Annotated in this window: 19 protein-coding genes; 7 read left to right on the top strand and 12 right to left on the bottom strand. The window is 65.3% G+C overall.

What is annotated here, in order from left to right:
• Nucleotides 1-145: 145 nt before the first annotated feature.
• Nucleotides 146-1,348: a hypothetical protein gene (locus G8O24_RS02495; protein ID WP_188096132.1), complete on the top strand. Its 1,203-nt coding sequence runs from the start codon at nucleotides 146-148 to the stop codon at nucleotides 1,346-1,348.
• Here the strand turns inward: G8O24_RS02495 and gmk are convergent.
• The 9 genes from gmk to G8O24_RS02540 form a co-directional block, all read right to left on the bottom strand.
• A complete protein-coding gene (gmk, locus tag G8O24_RS02500) occupies nucleotides 1,281-1,940 on the bottom strand; it encodes a guanylate kinase (RefSeq protein ID WP_188096134.1) in 660 nt (219 codons plus the stop codon). The genes G8O24_RS02495 and gmk overlap by 68 nt on opposite strands.
• 3 nt (nucleotides 1,941-1,943) lie before the next feature.
• Complete coding sequence (locus G8O24_RS02505; RefSeq protein ID WP_188096136.1) at nucleotides 1,944-2,831, bottom strand: YicC/YloC family endoribonuclease; 888 nt, start codon at nucleotides 2,829-2,831, stop codon at nucleotides 1,944-1,946.
• A gap of 145 nt (nucleotides 2,832-2,976) precedes the next feature.
• A complete protein-coding gene (mltG, locus tag G8O24_RS02510) occupies nucleotides 2,977-4,254 on the bottom strand; it encodes an endolytic transglycosylase MltG (RefSeq protein ID WP_188096138.1) in 1,278 nt (425 codons plus the stop codon).
• A gap of 125 nt (nucleotides 4,255-4,379) precedes the next feature.
• Nucleotides 4,380-5,645 carry a beta-ketoacyl-ACP synthase II gene (gene fabF, locus G8O24_RS02515; protein ID WP_188096140.1) on the bottom strand — a complete coding sequence of 422 codons (1,266 nt, stop codon included), beginning with the start codon at nucleotides 5,643-5,645 and terminating at the stop codon, nucleotides 4,380-4,382.
• A gap of 108 nt (nucleotides 5,646-5,753) precedes the next feature.
• Complete coding sequence (locus G8O24_RS02520) at nucleotides 5,754-5,993, bottom strand: acyl carrier protein (protein ID WP_008130699.1); 240 nt, start codon at nucleotides 5,991-5,993, stop codon at nucleotides 5,754-5,756.
• A gap of 311 nt (nucleotides 5,994-6,304) precedes the next feature.
• Nucleotides 6,305-7,042: a 3-oxoacyl-[acyl-carrier-protein] reductase gene (gene fabG / locus G8O24_RS02525; protein ID WP_188096142.1), complete on the bottom strand. Its 738-nt coding sequence runs from the start codon at nucleotides 7,040-7,042 to the stop codon at nucleotides 6,305-6,307.
• A gap of 70 nt (nucleotides 7,043-7,112) precedes the next feature.
• Nucleotides 7,113-8,072 carry an ACP S-malonyltransferase gene (gene fabD / locus G8O24_RS02530; protein WP_188096144.1) on the bottom strand — a complete coding sequence of 320 codons (960 nt, stop codon included), beginning with the start codon at nucleotides 8,070-8,072 and terminating at the stop codon, nucleotides 7,113-7,115.
• A 188-nt stretch (nucleotides 8,073-8,260) separates the two neighbouring features.
• Entirely contained in the window at nucleotides 8,261-9,286 is a 1,026-nt protein-coding gene (locus G8O24_RS02535) for a fatty acid desaturase family protein (protein WP_188096146.1), read from the bottom strand.
• 3 nt (nucleotides 9,287-9,289) lie between these two features.
• On the bottom strand, nucleotides 9,290-9,994 hold the full coding sequence (locus G8O24_RS02540) for a TetR/AcrR family transcriptional regulator C-terminal domain-containing protein (RefSeq protein WP_188096148.1): 705 nt from the start codon (nucleotides 9,992-9,994) through the stop codon (nucleotides 9,290-9,292).
• Between the two features lie 349 nt (nucleotides 9,995-10,343).
• Between G8O24_RS02540 and rpsF the strand changes: the two genes are divergently transcribed.
• From rpsF to rplI, 4 genes are all read left to right on the top strand, one after another.
• Nucleotides 10,344-10,841 carry a 30S ribosomal protein S6 gene (gene rpsF, locus G8O24_RS02545; RefSeq protein WP_188096150.1) on the top strand — a complete coding sequence of 166 codons (498 nt, stop codon included), beginning with the start codon at nucleotides 10,344-10,346 and terminating at the stop codon, nucleotides 10,839-10,841.
• Between the two features lie 5 nt (nucleotides 10,842-10,846).
• Nucleotides 10,847-11,086: a 30S ribosomal protein S18 gene (gene rpsR / locus G8O24_RS02550; protein ID WP_007592020.1), complete on the top strand. Its 240-nt coding sequence runs from the start codon at nucleotides 10,847-10,849 to the stop codon at nucleotides 11,084-11,086.
• Between the two features lie 143 nt (nucleotides 11,087-11,229).
• Nucleotides 11,230-12,198, top strand: a complete 969-nt coding sequence (locus G8O24_RS02555; protein ID WP_188096152.1) for a DUF2232 domain-containing protein — start codon at nucleotides 11,230-11,232, stop codon at nucleotides 12,196-12,198.
• A gap of 50 nt (nucleotides 12,199-12,248) precedes the next feature.
• Entirely contained in the window at nucleotides 12,249-12,848 is a 600-nt protein-coding gene (gene rplI / locus G8O24_RS02560; RefSeq protein ID WP_188096154.1) for a 50S ribosomal protein L9, read from the top strand.
• 38 nt (nucleotides 12,849-12,886) lie between these two features.
• Here rplI and G8O24_RS02565 read toward each other — a convergent pair whose 3' ends face one another.
• The 3 genes from G8O24_RS02565 to G8O24_RS02575 form a co-directional block, all read right to left on the bottom strand.
• Nucleotides 12,887-13,354, bottom strand: coding sequence for a PaaI family thioesterase (locus G8O24_RS02565; protein WP_188096156.1), 468 nt, complete (start codon nucleotides 13,352-13,354; stop codon nucleotides 12,887-12,889).
• Nucleotides 13,351-13,962: a TetR/AcrR family transcriptional regulator gene (locus tag G8O24_RS02570; RefSeq protein ID WP_188096158.1), complete on the bottom strand. Its 612-nt coding sequence runs from the start codon at nucleotides 13,960-13,962 to the stop codon at nucleotides 13,351-13,353. The genes G8O24_RS02565 and G8O24_RS02570 overlap by 4 nt, the downstream gene beginning before the upstream one ends.
• Nucleotides 13,963-14,066: 104 nt before the next feature.
• Entirely contained in the window at nucleotides 14,067-15,059 is a 993-nt protein-coding gene (locus tag G8O24_RS02575) for a PspC-like choline-binding domain-containing protein (protein WP_188096160.1), read from the bottom strand.
• A gap of 274 nt (nucleotides 15,060-15,333) precedes the next feature.
• Here G8O24_RS02575 and G8O24_RS02580 point away from each other — a divergent pair, with 274 nt between their 5' ends.
• Complete coding sequence (locus G8O24_RS02580) at nucleotides 15,334-16,584, top strand: cyclopropane fatty acid synthase (RefSeq protein ID WP_188096162.1); 1,251 nt, start codon at nucleotides 15,334-15,336, stop codon at nucleotides 16,582-16,584.
• A 760-nt stretch (nucleotides 16,585-17,344) separates the two neighbouring features.
• A partial coding sequence (locus tag G8O24_RS02585; RefSeq protein WP_283815485.1) for a DnaB-like helicase N-terminal domain-containing protein occupies nucleotides 17,345-17,968 on the top strand: 624 nt, incomplete at its 3' end.

Raw genomic sequence — 17,968 nt, forward strand, 5'->3', positions numbered from 1 at the left:
AAGACAGCTGAATTGACGGCGGAACGAACGCCGCGCCGGCCCAATTCAGGCCACATCCTCTCCGGATTTGCGGCTCATTGCCACCCAAGTCTTTGATGACAAAGGGCAGGTAACGAGTTGCGTCATGCGTAATCGGGAGACCAGGATGGGCAACCGCACCGCAAAATTCATATCCGCGCTGGTCGGCAGCATCATTGCCGGCGCACCCTTGGCCGCTGTTTCGCAGAACGCGCCGAGCCCCCCCAGCGCCGCAAGCACGACGAATGCCGCCAGCGATTGTCTCACCTCGCCGAAGGGCGCAGCCCCGCAGGGACAGCATTGGTTCTACCGGCTGGAGCGCGCGACCAAGCGGCAGTGCTGGTACCTGCGTGCCGAAGCCGCCAAGGACGGCAAGGCGACCACGCAAGCGGCGAGCAGCACGCCCGATTCACCGCCGCCGCAATCGGTGCAAAATGCGCGCGCCGAATACATCGCGCCGCAGAGCACCGCCGCGCCAGCCGCAGCAACAGCCCCGACGCCCGCTCAACCCGCGCCCGCCGCAGGCGGTGAACCGGGGCAGCCTGCCGTCACCACTCGCTGGCCGGATGCCGCAGCGGCAGCTCCTGCGCAGCAGCCGGCGGCCGAACCCGCAGCGGCGCAGCCGGACGCATCCCCTGCCCCGGTGGCGCTCGCCGCGGCCGACGTGCCGGCGGAGAAGCCGACCGGCTCGCTCCCGACATTGCTGCTCGTCATCGGCGGGGCGCTCGCGCTGGCTGGCCTGCTTGGCAGCGTGATCTACCGCTTCGCCGGCGGACGCGTGCGCGTGCAGACGGCCGATCGCCGCATCAACTGGGACAACGGGCAGGATCCCGACGACAGCCGCGCGCCGTGGCGCACCGAGCCCGTTCCGACGGCGCGCCTCGCCCGGCCGCTTCCGGTCGACTTCGATGCCATGCGTTCCGATGCCATGCGTTCGCAAGCCCGACAGATCGACGCATTCAGCGACGCGAGCGGCCGGATCGCAGCGCAGGATCGTCCCGCGAAGGTCGCGGCCCCGCACATTGATGCGACCGAGATCGACTATTTCGACGGCGAGTTCGAGATCGCGGCGGCAGCGCCTCAGCTCGCGGCCGAGCATATCCAGCACGAAGAGCCCGCCGTGCACGACGAGACTCCGCGGGCCGACAATGCCGGCGATCACAATGCCGATGACGAAGACGCCGTGGACATCGACGTCATCACGGCGATGCTGGAACGGCTGGCGAGCGAAGGGCCGCGGCTGACGCAGCCAAGCTTCGAGCCTAGCCTTGAAGCTGACCTTGCAGCCCTCGCACGAAGCTCACGAGGCCGGTCCGCCGCTCGCGCTTGAGACGCTCGGCCTTCAGGATCGACTGCACCTCGGCAAAGGCGTCATCGACATTGTAGTTGATGACGATGTAGTCGTATTCGGCCCAGTGGCTCATCTCGTGGCTGGCGCGGCTCATGCGCTTGCGGATGACCTCGTCGGAATCCTGCGCGCGCGAATGCAGCCGCTTCTCCAGATCGGCCGCCGAGGGCGGCAGGATGAAAACGCTGACGACGTCGGCTCGCGCCTTCTCGCGGAGCTGCTGCGTGCCCTGCCAGTCGATGTCGAACAGCACATCCTGTCCGGCTGACAGCGCGGCCTCGACCGGCCCGCGCGGCGTGCCGTAGCTGTTGTCGAACACGGTGGCCCATTCCAGCAGCTCGCCCGCCTTCACCATCCCCTCGAACGTGGCCTTGTCGACAAACGAATAGTCCTTGCCGTTGACCTCGCCCGGCCGCATCGCCCGCGTGGTCGCGGAAACCGACATTTTCAGGCCCGGCATGCGCTCGATCAGCATCCGCGACAGCGTCGTCTTGCCCGCCCCCGATGGCGAGGACAGCACGAACATCAACCCGCGCCGCTCGACACCGTCAGTTCCGTGACCGCCTGATGTCATCGATCACTCCAGATTCTGGACCTGCTCGCGGAATTGCTCGACCACGTTCTTCATGGCGAGCCCGGTGTTGGTCAGCTCGATGTCGTTCGACTTCGAGCAGCAGGTGTTGACCTCGCGGTGAAACTCCTGCGCCAGGAAATCGAGCTTGCGGCCGATCGGGCCGCCCTTGCCGATCAGCTCGCGCGCCTGCGCGATGTGGGACGCGATGCGGTCAAGTTCCTCGCGGATGTCGGCCTTGGTCGCGATCAGGATCGCTTCCTGCATCAGGCGGTCGGAATCGAAACGGTCGGACGTATCCAGCAGCGCGGCGATCTGCTCGGCGAGCTTGGCCTTGATCGCCTCGGGCTTGCGGCCCGGCGAGCTTTCCGCCTTCTTGGCGAGCTGCTCGATCTCATCGACCCGCTGGGTCAGAATCTGGCCGAGCGAGGTCCCCTCGCGCTTGCGCATCTCGACGAGATCGGCCAGCGCCTTGTCGAAGGCCTCCGCGGCGGCCGCACGCGCGGCCTTGTCCTCCTCCTCGTCCCCCTCGGGCTCGGCGACCTCGACCACGCCCTTGATGGCGAGCAGGCCGTCGATGCTCGGGGCGACCGCGTCGACCTTGCCGGAGATCATAGCGGCGGCCTTCAGCACGGCGTTGAGCACGTCCTCGTTGACGCGGACGGAGGCGGCCGCATTGGCCCGCTTGACGTTGAGATTGGCGTAGATCGTGCCGCGCGAGAGCAATTCGCCCGCGCGCTTCTTGGCATGGGCCTCGAGCTCGTCGAACCCCTGCGGCAGCCGCACCCTGAGGTCGAAGCCCTTGGCGTTGACCGACTTCAATTCCCATTCGAACGTATACGGCCCGCTCGCGCCGTGGCATCTCGCAAAGCCGGTCATGGACGACAGCGCCATCAGGTCAAATTCTCCGATAAACGTGGGATTCGCGAGGCCATTAGCCTGCACGAATCTTAAGACTATTTTGCAGGAAAGTGGAATCCGCAAAGTCCCGCATCAGGTCTGCGCGGGGACTGACGCCGGACTTGCCTGACGATCTGGCCTAGCGCTGGATCACCGGCGGTGAGGGCTGCACGGCGCCCTGGCGGGCAGGCGCCGGGCTTGCCGGCCGCGCCGGCGGCTTCTTCTGCTGGCTCGGTTTGGGCGGCGTCGCCGCGGTCGGCGCCGCATCGCCGGCCGCCGCTGGCGCGGCGGCGGCCGGCGCCTGGGCGTCGTCGGCCGGCTCGACCGTGTCGTTCTGGATCTGCTTCTCCATCGCGCGGAGTTTCGCGACGTTCTTCTGATGCGCGTCGTAGGTCTCGGTGAAGGCATGCCCGCCCGAGCCGTCGGCGACGAAGAAGAGGTCGCGGGTGCGGGCCGGGTTGGCGGCGGCCTCCAGCGAGGCGCGGCCGGGATTGGCAATCGGACCCGGCGGCAGGCCCTCGATCACATAGGTATTGTAGGGCGAAGGCTGCGTGATCTCGCTGCGCTTGATCGGGCGTCCCAGCGTGCCCTTGCCGCCAACGAGACCGTAGATGATGGTCGGGTCGGACTGCAGCTTGATCTTCTGCTTCAGGCGATTGACGAACACCGCGGCGACGCGGCTGCGCTCGTCCGGCTTGCCGGTCTCTTTCTCGACGATCGAGGCCAGCGTCACCAGCTGCTCCGGCGTCTTGACCGGCAGGTCCTGGCTGCGGCGCTCCCAGATCTCCGCGAGCACGCGCTTGTGCGCCTGCTGCATGCGCTGAATCACCTGGTCGCGCGGGGTCCCGCGCGGGAACTTGTAGGTCTCCGGCAGCAGCGTACCTTCACGCGGCAATTCGCGGACACTGCCGGTGAAGATGTCGTTGTCGGACAGGCGCGCCACGATCTGCTCGGAGGTCAGCCCTTCCGGAATCGTGACGGCATGCTGCACCACCTTGCCCTCGACGATGGTGGCGATGACGTCGCGCAGGCTCGCGTTCTTCTGGAACGCATATTCACCGGGCTTGAGGTCCGAGCTCGCCTTCAGCGCGGCCACCGCGCCGATGAAGATCCACGGATTGACGTCGGTGACACCTTCCCGGTTCAGCGTCTCGGCGATGTCGCGCTTGCCCGCGCGCTGGGGAATGTTGACGACCTTGTCTTCCTTCAGCGGTCCGGGCGACTCCAGCACCTGCCGGCCGTAATAATAGGCGCCGCCCGCGCCGATCATGCCGATCAGGAGCAGGGTGATGATGGCGTTGCCGACCACGACGAAGGGGTTGCGCGCCCGCTCCGAACGCCTCGGCGGCGGCGGGACCTGCTCGGGCTCGAGCGCTGCCCGCGGACTCCGGGGCGAAATGGGCGGCCTTTCACTCATCGAAGCAACCTGAATCCTGCCGGTTCAATCGCAGCCTGACAATCGCTTGCCGAGCCAAATGCACGCGCCCACAGACATGACTATCGCCGAATACGGCAAAACGGTGGATTCGTTTCAAACACAAACTATTGGGCCAGACGCCGGACGATCACCGACGCATTGGTACCGCCGAAACCAAAAGAATTCGACAACGCGACGTTGACCTCGCGCTGCTTCGCCTTGTGCGGCACGAGATCGATCGCGGTCTCCACCGACGGGTTGTCCAGGTTGATGGTCGGCGGAACGATATTATCGCGAATCGCGAGGATCGCGAAGATCGCCTCGATCGCGCCGGCTGCACCGAGCAGATGGCCGGTCGAGGACTTGGTCGAGGACATCGCGACCTTGGACGCGGCATTGCCGAGCAGCCGCTCCACCGCGCCGAGCTCGATCTCGTCGCCGAGCGGCGTCGAGGTGCCGTGCGCGTTGATGTAGTCGAGATCGGACGCGGTCAGGCCAGCGCGCTTGAGCGCCGCCGACATGCTGCGGAAACCGCCATCGCCATCGGGCGACGGCGACGTGATGTGATAGGCGTCCCCCGACAGACCGTAGCCGATCACCTCGGCATAGATCCGCACGCCGCGGCGCCGGGCGTGCTCGAGCTCTTCCAGCACCAGGACGCCTGCGCCCTCGCCCATCACGAAGCCGTCGCGGTCCTTGTCGTAGGGACGCGAGGCCTTCTCGGGCGTCTCGTTGAAGCCGGTCGACAGCGCGCGCGCAGCGTTGAAGCCCGCAATGCCGATGCGGCTGATCGGCGACTCGGCGCCGCCGGCAACCATCACGTCGGCATCGCCGAGCGCGATCAGCCGGGCCGCATCGCCGACCGCATGGGCGCCGGTCGAACAGGCCGTGACCACCGAATGGTTCGGTCCCTTCAGCCCGTGCTTGATCGACACGTAGCCGGAGGCGAGATTGATCAGCCGGCCCGGAATGAAGAACGGCGATACCTTACGGGGTCCCCGCTCCTTCAGGAGGATCGCGGTGTCGGCGATGCCGTTGAGGCCGCCGATGCCCGAGCCGATCATGGTGCCGGTCGCACATTTGTCCTCTTCGGTCGCGGGATGCCAATTGGCATCGTCGAGCGCCTGGCCGGCCGCGGCCATGCCGAAGATGATGAAGTCGTCGACCTTGCGCTGGTCCTTCGGCTCCATCCACTTGTCCGGATTGAAGCTGTCGTTGCTGCCATCGCCGCGGACGACCGTGCAGGCGTATTTGGTCTGGAGATCGGAGACGTCGAAGCTCTCGATCCTGCGCGCACCGCTCTCGCCGTTGAGGATGCGTTTCCAGGTCGGCTCGACGCCGCAGCCGAGCGGCGACACCATGCCGAGACCAGTGACGACAACCCGCCTCATATCCGAAAACTCCGCATCGAAAGATTCACGGCCAATAACAAGAAACCGGCTGACCGCCGTGAAGCGGCCCGTCCGGTTTCAATGTTGTCCCCGCGAAAATGAAGAGCCTTAGCTCTTCGCGTTCTTCTCGAGAAACTTCGTGGCGTCGCCGACGGTAAGAATCGTCTCAGCGGCGTCATCAGGAATCTCGCACCCGAATTCTTCTTCGAACGCCATCACCAGCTCGACGGTGTCCAGACTGTCGGCGCCGAGGTCATCGATGAAGCTCGCTGCGTCGACAACCTTCTCGGGTTCAACACCAAGGTGTTCGACCACGATCTTCTTAACCCGCTCGCCAATGTCACTCATTGCATAACCTCGTGTTGTTCCCTGTAGACCCGACCCCCCGGGACGATACGAGCCGTCGTGGTCGTGTTACTTGCCTTTGCTTACGAACTTGATTTGGCCCCATCCAAACCGATCCAGGGCCCGGCGAACGACGGCCAAGGCTCCGCATCGCCAATATACAGGGTTTCAAAAACCTGCAATGGCGTTCTTTGCCCATCCGTTGATGGTCCGGTTATCATACTTCAACTGCCTTGACTACAAGCCTCATTTCGCTCCGGAAACGGCCGTTTGCCGCATCCTGCCCCGCCATGTGGGCAGTGCGGAACGAGCTGTCAGATCATGGCCATGCCGCCGTTGACGTGGATGGTTTGGCCGGTGACGTAGGCCGCTTCGTTCGAACTCAGGTAGACTGCTGCGGCCGCGATGTCCTCGGGCGTGCCCAGGCGGGCGGCCGGAACCTTGGCCAGGATGGTCTCGCGCTGCTTGTCGTTGAGCGCATCGGTCATCGGCGTCTTGATGAAGCCCGGCGCGATGCAGTTCGCGGTGACGCCACGCTTGGCGTATTCGGCGCCGAGCGTCTTGATCATGCCGATCAGGCCGGCCTTCGACGCGGTGTAATTGCCCTGCCCGGGATTGCCGGTGACGCCGACGATCGAGGTGATCGCGATGATGCGGCCGAAGCGCTTGCGCATCATCAATTTGGTGGCGGCACGCGCCAGGCGGAAGGTCGCGGTCAGGTTGACGTTGATGACCTCGTCCCAATCCTCGTCGCGCAGCTGGACGAACAGATTGTCGCGCGTGATGCCGGCATTGGCGATGAGAATGTCGACCTGGCCCAGCGCGGCTTCCGCGGCCGGGACCAGCGCCTCGACCTCATCGGCCTTGGACAGATTGCAAGGCAGTACATGGGTGCGCTCGCCGAGCTTGCCGGCAAGCTCATCCAGCACGTCCTTGCGCGTCCCCGAGATCGCGACGGTGGCGCCCTGCGCGTGCAGCGCCTGCGCGATTGCGCCGCCGATACCACCGGTCGCGCCAGTGACGAGCGCCTTTCTGCCTGTCAGGTCGAACATCGATAGCAACTCCTCCTAAGCACGACCCGGAAAAGCGTGCAGCGGTTTTCCGGAGAGATCGTGCGCAAACTCAAGCCTGCTTCGCAGCGGCCAATGCATCCTTGGCGGCGGCAATATCGTTCGGACCGCCAACCGCAACGCCGAGGGCACCGTCCGCGATGCGCTTGACGAGTCCCGTCAGCACCTTGCCCGCGCCGATCTCGAAGAAACGGGTGACGCCCTGCCCCGCCATATAGGCCACCGACTCGCGCCAGCGCACGGTGCCGGTCACCTGTTCGACCAGCCGGCGGCGAATCTCGTCGGGATCGGTGATGGCTGATGCCAGCACGTTCGATACCAGCGGCGCAGCCGGCGCCTTGATCGTGACCTTGGACAACGCCTCGGCCATGGCGTCGGCCGCGGGCTGCATCAGCTGGCAGTGGAACGGCGCGGACACCGGCAGCAGCATCGCGCGCTTAGCACCCTTGGTCTTGGCGATCTCGACGGCGCGATCGACCGCCGCCTTGTCGCCGGAGACGACCACCTGCCCGCCACCATTGTCATTGGCGGCCTGGCAGACCTGGCCCTGCGCCGCCTCCTTGGCGACCTCCAGGGCCGCGTCGTAGTCGAGGCCGAGCAGTGCGGCCATGGCGCCGGCACCGACGGGCACGGCTTTTTGCATTGCAAGACCGCGGGTGCGAAGCAGCCGCGCAGTGTCTGAGATGGTCAGGCTGCCGGCCGCAGCAAGCGCGGAATATTCGCCGAGCGAGTGACCGGCCACGAAGGCCGCATCCCGTCCGACGGAAAATCCCGCTTCGGCTTCCAGCACGCGCAGCGTGGCGACAGATACCGCCATCAGGGCGGGCTGAGCGTTCTCGGTGAGCTGGAGGGTTTCGGCCGGACCATCCCAGATCGTGGCCGTCAGCTTCTGCCCAAGCGCGGCGTCGACCTCGTCGAACACGGCACGCGCCACCGGAAAGGCGTCAGCAAGAGCCTTGCCCATACCGACTGCCTGGGAACCCTGCCCCGGAAATGTGAATGCTGCCGTCATCGGCGCTCCCTGCTTGTCGGGCGTGATCCCTGTCGAGAACCGGCAGCCGATGACGCGCGGCCTTAGGCCGTGGTTCCTTGGGCCATGGTTCCGGATCATGCACCAAAGGGGGCCGTAGACACTGTCCGGGGCTGGAATGTCAAGCCGAGATGGGAAGGTCGACCCGCATTCACCGGGGGATGCAGCCCCTAGAACCCACCATTGGCCTGGTTGGCATCGACCGCGGCGCCCGCCTGCGCGCGACGGGCGCTGTTCACCACTTGCCCCGGACGGTCGTCCCGGTCGGGCTTCGCGGTTGCAAGTCGCAGCACCGCCGCATAGCCCGGCTGCACCTCCATGCGGCCCGCATGCCGGCTTTCGCTGAGCAGGCGATGCACCTTCGGCAGATTGTAGCAGGGCACGTAGAACAGCAGATGATGCTCGAGGTGATAGTTGACGTAGTACGGCGCGATGAACAGACGCTCGAGCAAGTTGGCGTGCGTGGTCCGCGTGTTGCGCAAGGGATCGCTGCTATCGGGCACGACAGCGTGCTCGGCGATGTTGCGGATGCGGGTGATGACCATCATCCAGGTCAACAGCGGCACCAGCCATAGCAACGGATAGGCCCACCACACCCCGGCCGCCGCGAGGCCAGCAAACATCGCGGCGTTGACGAGGCATTGCGGGCCGAGCTTGTCCCAGAAATGCGCGGCGCGCCGGCGCCACGGCCAGTCCTTCGGCCCGAGCGCATTGAGCAACTGCGCCTTGCGTTGCTGGTAGCCGGTCTGCCCGGTGATGTCGCGAATGAACTTGCGGCGATAGCTCAGCCTGGTGATCGGAAACGGCGCCGACAGGACCAGATCGGGATCGTCCTCCTGCTGGGTGCGCGCGTGATGCTGCAGGTGATAGCGCCGATAGCTGCGCGTCTCCGCAAACAGCGGATAGGCGCAAAGCCACTGGCTCAAGGCCAGATTGGTCTTCTCGTCCGCGGACAGGCAGCCATGCGCGCCATCATGCATCAGGATCGCAAGCCCGAGCTGGCGCGAGCCGATGATGGCGACGGCAAGAATGTAAGTGAGCGGATTGGGCCACCATGCAACGAGCACAATTGATCCAAGGATGAGCGCCCAGGCGTGGGCGATCATCGCGACGCCCTTCCAGGTCACGCGCTGGCGCACATCGGCGAGTTGATCGTCGGTCAGGAAATCGCGGGCCCGCATGCGAAGCGCGGTCATGACCTACTCCTCCTCGTTCTGATGGCTCGATCCATCGCGCTCGTCGACGAGACGCAGACGCGCGGCCTCACCGGTGGATTTCGCCTGCTCGCCGAGCACACGCAGCATCTCGGCGCACAGCGCCTCCGGCGAACGGCCCATCGCGTAACCTTCGAGAATGACGCCGATGGCGACGGCCCAGAACCGCCGCGAGCTTTCGTCAGGGGCGCGCAACGAGCGCCAGCCATGGCGCGCCACCTGGCCCGCATAGGCGCGTGCGCCTTCGGCGTGCAGGCGTTCGATGGTGCGCTCGACCAGCGGCGCCAGATCCTGGCGCCGGCGCGTCAGCGTCAGCGCCTCGGCGAAGAACGCGATCGAATCGCTTGCGGTCACGGTCTCGGCGAGCGCATGGGTGTACTCCCGCGGCGTACGCGCCTTCAGCGCCGCCTGCTCGGTCGCACGCGCCAGGTACAAGAGATCGCGGCAGGCGCATTCGACGAACAGCGCCTCCTTGGTGCGGAAGTAATAGGTGATCTGGCTCGGAAACGCGTCCGCCGCGGTCGCAATGTCGGTGATCGCGGTGCCCGACAGCCCCCGCTCGCGAAACAGCGGGCTCGCCGCATCCAGCAACAGGGAGCGCATCTTGCGACCGGCCGAGCGGGTGGCTCGCGCCGCATGCTTCGGATCGCCTGCCACCTCAAACGGCTCCTGGACCGACTTTTCTGCCATCAGACGCCTCTCTCAGTTATTTGTATGACATACAAACAAATAAATCAAGCTGGATGTGGTATGGGAGGACCGGTTCCCACGGGCGGCGGCGCTGCGGACCCATCCAGGCTGACAAGGCCGGCCGCAAACCTTGCAAAGCCGGCCAAAATCCGTATAAGGCGCGCATCCGCAGACCCCGGCCGGGAGCTGAACGGACGGTCTCAGCAAATCCTCAGTGATTTTGGTGTGGCAGGGCCAGTCGGCCCGTCGTCCCGTGTTTCCGCCTTCTGAGCTTCATCCCAGAGTCCTTTCCGAAGGTCTCTTAAGGGCTTGACGCCGGGCAATGCGCCAACACGAGGAAAGGACTGATATGGCTCTCTATGAGCATGTTTTTCTCGCGCGCCAGGACGCGAGCACGCAGCAGGTCGAAGAGCTGACTGCGCAGATGACCGGCATCGTCGAGGGTCTCGGCGGCAAGGTCACCAAGACCGAGAATTGGGGCGTTCGCTCCCTCACCTACCGCATGAACAAGAACCGCAAGGCGCACTTCGTGCTGCTCAACATCGACGCGCCGTCCGCGGCGATCGCCGAGATCGAGCGCCAGGAGCGCATCAGCGAAGACGTGATTCGCTATCTCAGCGTCCGCGTCGAAGAGCTCGAGGAAGGCCCGTCCGCGATGATGCGCAAGGCCGATCGTGATCGCGAGCGTGACGACCGCGGCGGCGGTTTCCGTGATCGCGAAGGCGGCGGCTTCCGCGGCGACCGCGAAGGCGGTTTCCGTGGTGGTGATCGCGACGGTGGCGGCTTCCGCGGCGATCGCGGCCCGCGCCGTCCGCGCGACGAAGCTGAAACGACGGATGGGGAGTAAGAACAATGGCTGAAGCTGGTGCACGTCGCCCGTTTTTCCGTCGCCGCAAGAGCTGCCCGTTCACGGGAGCCAATGCGCCGAAGATCGACTACAAGGACTCCAAGCTGTTGATGCGTTACGTCTCCGAGCGCGGCAAGATCGTGCCGAGCCGCATCACCGCGGTGTCCGCGAAGAAGCAGCGTGAGCTCGCCCGCGCCATCAAGCGCGCGCGGTTCCTGGGCCTTCTGCCCTACGTCATTCGCTAAGACGAATTCGGCCGGCGGCGACATCCCCGCCGGCCGCGACTTTTTCGAACTCGACTTTCTGAACTCATAAGGCTTCCGGGTCGTCCGGTCGCCGATGGTTGGGGCAAGGCGCCTCTAACCGCTCGAAGGGAGCGGGACAGCTGATGATGGTATTTGGACTGATAGCCCTGATCGCCGGCGCTGCGTCGGCCCTGATGTTCGCCTCGATCGTGTCGGGCGCGCTGATCTCGCTCGTCCTGATTTGCCTCGCCCCCCTGCCCTTGATGCTGGTCGCGATCGCCTGGGGGCCGCTCTGCGCCGCGCTTGGTGGTCTGGTCGCGACACTCCTCATCGGCGGCGCGCTCGGCCTACCCCTTGGCGTCGGCTACGGTCTCGCGATCGCAGGACCGGCCTGGTGGCTCGGCCATCTCGCCATGCTCGGACGGCCCCTGGCGGACGGCGCCAGCGACAGCGATGCGGCCCGGCTCCAGGTCGAATGGTATCCGACCGGGCGCATCCTGCTCTGGATCGCCGCGCTGGCGACGCTTCTGACCGCGGGATCGCTGTTTTCGCTGGGAAGTGACGCCTCGTCCATCAACGAGGCGATGCGCCGCGGCTTCGCCAGGGTTCTCTCGCTGATGGGCGAGACGAACGTCACCGAGAATGATCCTCGCGTCAGCCTGATGGTCACGATCACGCCGGTGCTGCTCGCGGCATCGCAGATGACGACGCTGACGCTGAATCTGTGGCTCGCGGCCAAGGTCGCCGCCGTTTCAGGGCGGCTGCATCGGCCATGGCCGGATCTCAGCAGCACGAGCCTGCCGCCGATGACCCTCGTGGCGCTCTGCATCGCGCTGGCCTTCAGCTTCTTCGGCGGAATGATCGGCATTGTCGCCGTGATCGTCACCACCGTTTTGATGGTGGCCTATGCGCTGGTCGGCCTTGCCGTTCTGCACACGATCACGCGCGGCCTCGCCAATCGCGCGTTCTGGCTCGCCGCCGCCTACGTCATCGTCTTCATGTTCAGCGTGAGCCTTGTCCTGCTGACCGCCCTTGGGCTCGCGGATGCCGTGTTCGGCTTCCGCGAGCGCTTCCTGCGCAACCGGCAACCGCCGCCATTGCCGACCTCTTAAGTCCACCCCGAAACCTGAAAACGTCAAGACCACTTCAAAGGAGAACGAATATGGAAGTCATTTTGCTTGAACGCGTGAGCAAGCTCGGCCAGATGGGCGAGGTCGTGAAGGTTCGCGACGGCTACGCCCGCAATTTCCTGCTCAAGCGCGGCAAGGCGCTGCGCGCCACTGCGGACAACAAGGCCAAGTACGACGGCATGAAGGCCGAGCTCGAAGCCCGCAACCTCGCCTCGAAGGGCGAGGCCGCCAAGGTCGCCGAGAAGATCGAGGGCAAGAACATCATCGTGATCCGTCAGGCCTCGGAAGCCGGCCAGCTGTTCGGCTCGGTCAACGTGCGTGACATCGTCGTCGCCTTCGAAGCCGACGGCATCTCGCTGGCCCGCCCGCAGATCCAGCTCGACGCGCCGATCAAGACCATCGGCAAGCGCTCGATCACCGTCGCCGTCCACCCCGAGGTCGAGGTCGAAATCACTGTCACTGTTGCGCGCAGCCAGGACGAAGCCGAGCGCATCAACCGCGGCGAGGACATCTCCACCCGCAACGAGGACCGCGACGCGGCCGCCGAGGCGATCGCCGCCGCCGGCGAGTTCTTCGATCCGGAAGCCCAGCACGACGACGTCGCGCCGGCCCCGGCTGCGGAAGAGAAGTAAGCCTCGCCGTTTACGCAAGGTATCGAAGCCCGGCTGCCTCAGGCGGCCGGGCTTTTCGTCTTTGCACCGACATCCTCGCTGAGCATCGCGATCGAGGCGAGCGCTGTCGCGGTGTGCTTCTCGACGCCGTCGCTGACGCAGAACACATCGGCCGCGACCACGGCGACCTGACGGCCCGGCTTGATGACCCTGGCACGGCAGATCAATTTTTCGCCGACGGCGGGCGACAAGAGATTGAGCTTGTATTCCGCGGTCAGTGCCGGCTGGCCGCGCGAGGTCGCCGCCGCGATGGTCGTGGCATTGTCGACCAGGAAAGCAGTGACGCCGCCGTGGAAGAAGCCGTGCTGCTGCAACAACTCCGGCCGGCGCTCGACGGCTATCGTGCAGGTCCCGCGTGATATCTCTGCGAGCTCGGCACCGACCAGATTCATGAAGCCTTGGCGACCGACATTGGCGTGGATGCGCTCCGCAATCGGAATGAAGTCGAGATCGGCCTCGTTGCTCATGACGCCACTCCGTCCCTGTTGTTGGCACGCCCGGCCGGCACCAGCGCACGGATGGCGCAGGCAATCAGCGTATCGGCCTCGCTGCGCGGATCGGTGCGGTCGCGCCCCGAGAGAAAGGCGCGGCAGAAGATCTGTGCCGGCCCGATCAGCTGGCTGACGAACATCACCGGTGCCATCGGCAGGAGATCACCGCGTGCGACGAGCGGTGCACGCCAGCGCTCGAGACCTTCGGCGAGCCGCGCATTCTGCGCGCGCTGGGCATCTCTGATGTCATCGCCCCATTCGTTGCGCGAGATCTCGAACAGGTAGCGCGCCTCGCGCCGGCTCAGCACGACCCAGTCGAGATGGGCGCGGATCAGGCGATCGATGCCCAGCTGCACATCGGGGACGGGATCGAGCGCGGCGAGCATCGCGGCGTGATAATGCCGCAGCACCTCCAGGAACAGTGCACCGGCAAGCTCCTTCTTGGAGCCGAACACGTGAAAGAAGCTGCCATTGGAGGCACGGGCCTTGGCGCGGATCGCTGCGACGGTCGCGCCCTCGAAGCCCGACCGGTCGAACACCGCGAGCCCCGCCGCCAACAAATCGTCGCGCACACCGGATGACATCGGCGCCTCCTAGAGTAACACTCTAGAGTATTACTCTATTGGAGGTCAATACGATGCGAAGGCCGCGCCGGGCGCGACCTTCGCTGATCACCCGGATGTTTTGCTTATCGCGAGATCGGCGGAGCCGGCGGACCGGAGGACTCGGCGGGCGCTGGCGAGGCAGCTGCGGCAGGCGCAGACGGCGCCGGCTTGGCTGCCGGTTCCGCACTGGGCGCGGGCTCGGCCGGTTTGGACGCGGCAGCTTCCGCCGGCTTGGAGGCAGCCGGCTCGGCCGGCTTGGCGACAGGCGCCGGCGTGACTTGCGGCACCGGATCCGGGCGCAATGCCGGCGCGTCGCTGCCGCTCGGCTCGACCTTGGCGCTCTCTGGCTTGGTCTCGACCGGCTTCTCCGCGGGCTTGGCACTGTCGGGCTTGGCGCTTTCGGGCTTGGCTTCGTCGCGACCGGACTCGACCTTGGCGCTCTCGTTCTTCGGCTCGGTCTTGGAATCGACCTTGGGTTCAACCTTCGGCGCGGCCGCGTCGTCCGTCGCCGGCTTGCCACGCTTGCTCAGCCGCTTGCCCTTGCGGCCCTCGGGCGGTTGCTCGGTGGCGACCTCCGGCTTGGCGCCGTCCTTGACGCCCTCCTCGCTCGGCCGCGCCGCGCGCTTCTGACGGCCTTCAGGTGCAGGGGGAGCGCCCTCGCCCTCGGGCCGGGCTGCCTCCTGCGGGCGCTGACGGCGCCCCTGATGCTCGGGCTGCCCTGAGCTCGTGCTGGCATCCTTCTCCTTGGCGCCGTCCTTCCTGTCCTTGCCGTCCTTCCCGTCCTTGGCCTGGTAGCGGGTGTCGCTGGCACCATTGGAGACGAGATAGGAGGCGAGCACGCCGGCCATGTCGGGGCTGGTGGTGTAGTGCTGACGCAGAAAGCCCGGCAGCGCGCTCGGCGAAACCGTCTTCAACAGACCCCGTGGGCTCTTGTGGCAGGCATTGCAGGTCTGCGCGAAGAGCTGGGACGGGGCCTTGCCGGCCTCGAGGTTCGTCGCCTGCGCCAGGACGGCATCGGAGGCACCGAAGCCGATCAGAAACAGCACCGTGGCGAGGCTGAGCGCTCGGCTCGACATTCCCATCATCTCCATTGAATTCCGACAGATACGGCCGGCATCCCGCGCGGCGGCGGTCACCTTTTAGCCGATTGCGCTGCGAATGGAAGCGCACTCAGCAAGCATGTGAACACGCGATTTTCGAATATCGGCTTTGAACACAACGCAATAGCGGGACGGGAATAGGCTGCCTAGATTTACATGCGAACGCATGGGAACCATTTCCACATTCCAAGCGTCGGTGTGACGGCCGGGTAGTCGCATCTTTTCGGGCTCGCTCGAGAGGTTGGTGTCTATGGACCGCTTGTTGCGTAGGTTCTTGTCTCAATTCATCCGCCGCGGGTCGATGACGGTGACCACGGCTGGCGGAATGACATTCAGCGTCGGAGATGGCTCCGGCGAGCCGGTCGAGGTCCGCTTCGTTACGGCCGACGCACAGAGGAAAGTCCTCATCAACCCCGAGCTCGGGCTTGGCGAGGCTTATATGAACGGCGAGTTTGTGGTCGCGCGCGGCAACATCGCTGATGCCCTCGCGATCTTGCTCGATCAACCCGACCTGTTGCCGCACTGGGCAAAACCCTGGTGGCACCTGCGCTATCTCGTGCGGCACCTGCGGCAGTTCAACCCGCGGGCCCGCTCGCGCAGCAACGTCGCGCATCACTACGATCTCGATGCACGGCTCTATTCGCTCTTCCTCGACGCCGACAAGCAATATAGCTGCGCCTATTTCGAGACGCCGGACACCACGCTCGACGACGCCCAGCTCGCCAAGAAGCGGCATATAACCGCAAAGCTGCTGGTCAGTCGTGGCCAGCGCGTGCTCGACATCGGCTCGGGCTGGGGCGGCCTTGGCCTCTATCTCGCGGAGGTCGCGGGCGCCGACCTTACCGGCGTGACGTTGTCGACGGAGCAGTTGCAGATCGCCAATGCACGCGCCGCCGAGAAGGGCCTGACGCGACAGGCCCGTTTCCTGCTCCAGGATTACCGCGACGTCGAAGGCCCGTTCGACCGGATCGTCTCGGTCGGGATGTTCGAACATGTCGGCGCCAGGTTCTACGACACCTATTTCCAGCGCTGCGCCGAGCTCTTGAGCGACGATGGCGTCATGCTGCTGCACTCGATCGGCCGTTCGCAGGTCCCTGACTCCACCAATCCGTGGATCGCGAAGTACATTTTCCCTGGCGGCTACATCCCTTCGCTGTCGGAGGTGCTGCCCGCGATCGAGCGGGCCGGGCTGCTGGTCTGCGACATCGAGATCCTGCGCCTGCATTATGCCGAGACATTGAAAGCGTGGCGGGAACGTTTCATGGCGAGGCGCGAGGAAGCGGTGCAGCTCTATGACGAGCGCTTCGCGCTGATGTGGGAGTTCTACCTTGCCGCCTGCGAGATGACGTTCCGTAAGCAAGGCATGATGAACTTCCAGATCCAGCTCACCAAACGCCAGGGCGTGGTGCCGATGACCCGCGACTATATCGCGCACGAGGAAGCCCGGCTCCGCGCCCTGGAGGGTGGCGCTCGGCCGAAGCTGAAGCTCGCCGGCGAATAGAGGCCCTAGTGGCGCAGAGTCGAGATTTGCGTTGTGCGGTAAGACGCCGTTAACGCCAATTGCGCCCGCAGTTCCATAATGACCTCGGGTGCGACCGGCTGACGCCGGCTTTCGGGCCGTTCGGCGTGCTGCATGGCCGCGATCAGCCCGGACAGCCAAAGTCGGCTGGCCGCCTCGCTTCGCCAAATCTGGTGCTGCCGTTCTGGCCGCATCGCTCGCCTCGTTCCCTGTTGCCGGGTGCGAGAGACAATCCCCGGCCCGCCCGCCTGTTCCCAGTCCTACTCCCGAAAGAATCCGGGGAGATGTGATCTGGTTCACATTCCTCTCGACGGCCCTGCCTTAGACCGTCGACATGAGCAAAAAGACCCAGACCTCATTCGACGTGCAGGACGACCTCCGCACCGATTACGCCCTGATCGCCACCGGCGTCGGCGCTGCGCTGGTTGCGCTGGTCTACCTCCTGCTGGTCTAAAGCGGTCCCGGAAGCGCCAGCGCGCCGTTTCGCGCGCTTTTGAATACGTCTGCTCGCAATCCATTAGGTTCACCCCGTCCGGATTTTTCCGTGGCGTGACCGCGGTGACTTCCGGTTCAGCCTGCGTTTCGTGAAAATCCGTCAAGCGCGGCGCGTGCTGCGGCTGCTAATCATCCACCGCTTTTAAGATCGGTTGATAGCGGCGAGCTTTTGCTTCCGCTTTGGCGTAAGGCGGCGCTTTATCCCGGCCCCGCATCCGCCCATGAAAATTGCTAAGCACGTCCGACCATGGCCCTGACTGATTCGAACGTCCTCAAACTTGCGCCCGAACCGGGAACTCCCGCCTATCGGAGCGCGCCGCACAATATCGAGGCGGAACAGAGCCTTCTGGGCGCGATCCTGGTCAACAACGATGCCTTCTACCGCGTCTCCGACTTCCTGGAGGCAAAACATTTCTTCGAGCCGCTGCACCAGACCATTTTCGAGACCGCCGGCAGCCTGATCCGGATGGGCAAGATCGCCACGCCCGTGACGCTGAAGACGTTCCTGCCCGCCGATACCGACGTCGGCGGCATGACCATCGGACAATATCTTGCGCGTCTTGCCGCCGAAGCGACCACCATCATCAACGCGCAGGACTATGGCCGTACCATCTACGACCTGTCGCTGCGTCGCGACCTGATCGGCATCGGCGAGGACATGGTCAATGTCGCCTACGACGCCCCGGTCGATTTCCAGCCACGGGCGCAGATCGAGGACGCCGAGCGAAAGCTTTACGAACTCGCCGAGTCCGGCCGCTATGACGGCGGCTTTCAGAAGTTCTCGCAGGCGCTGGCTGTCGCCGTCGATCTCGCGGCCAAGGCGTTCCAGCGCGACGGCAAGCTGTCGGGCATCTCGACGGGCATGCGCGAC

The organism is Bradyrhizobium campsiandrae (assembly GCF_014529705.1).
GTDB classification, from domain to species: domain Bacteria; phylum Pseudomonadota; class Alphaproteobacteria; order Rhizobiales; family Xanthobacteraceae; genus Bradyrhizobium; species Bradyrhizobium campsiandrae.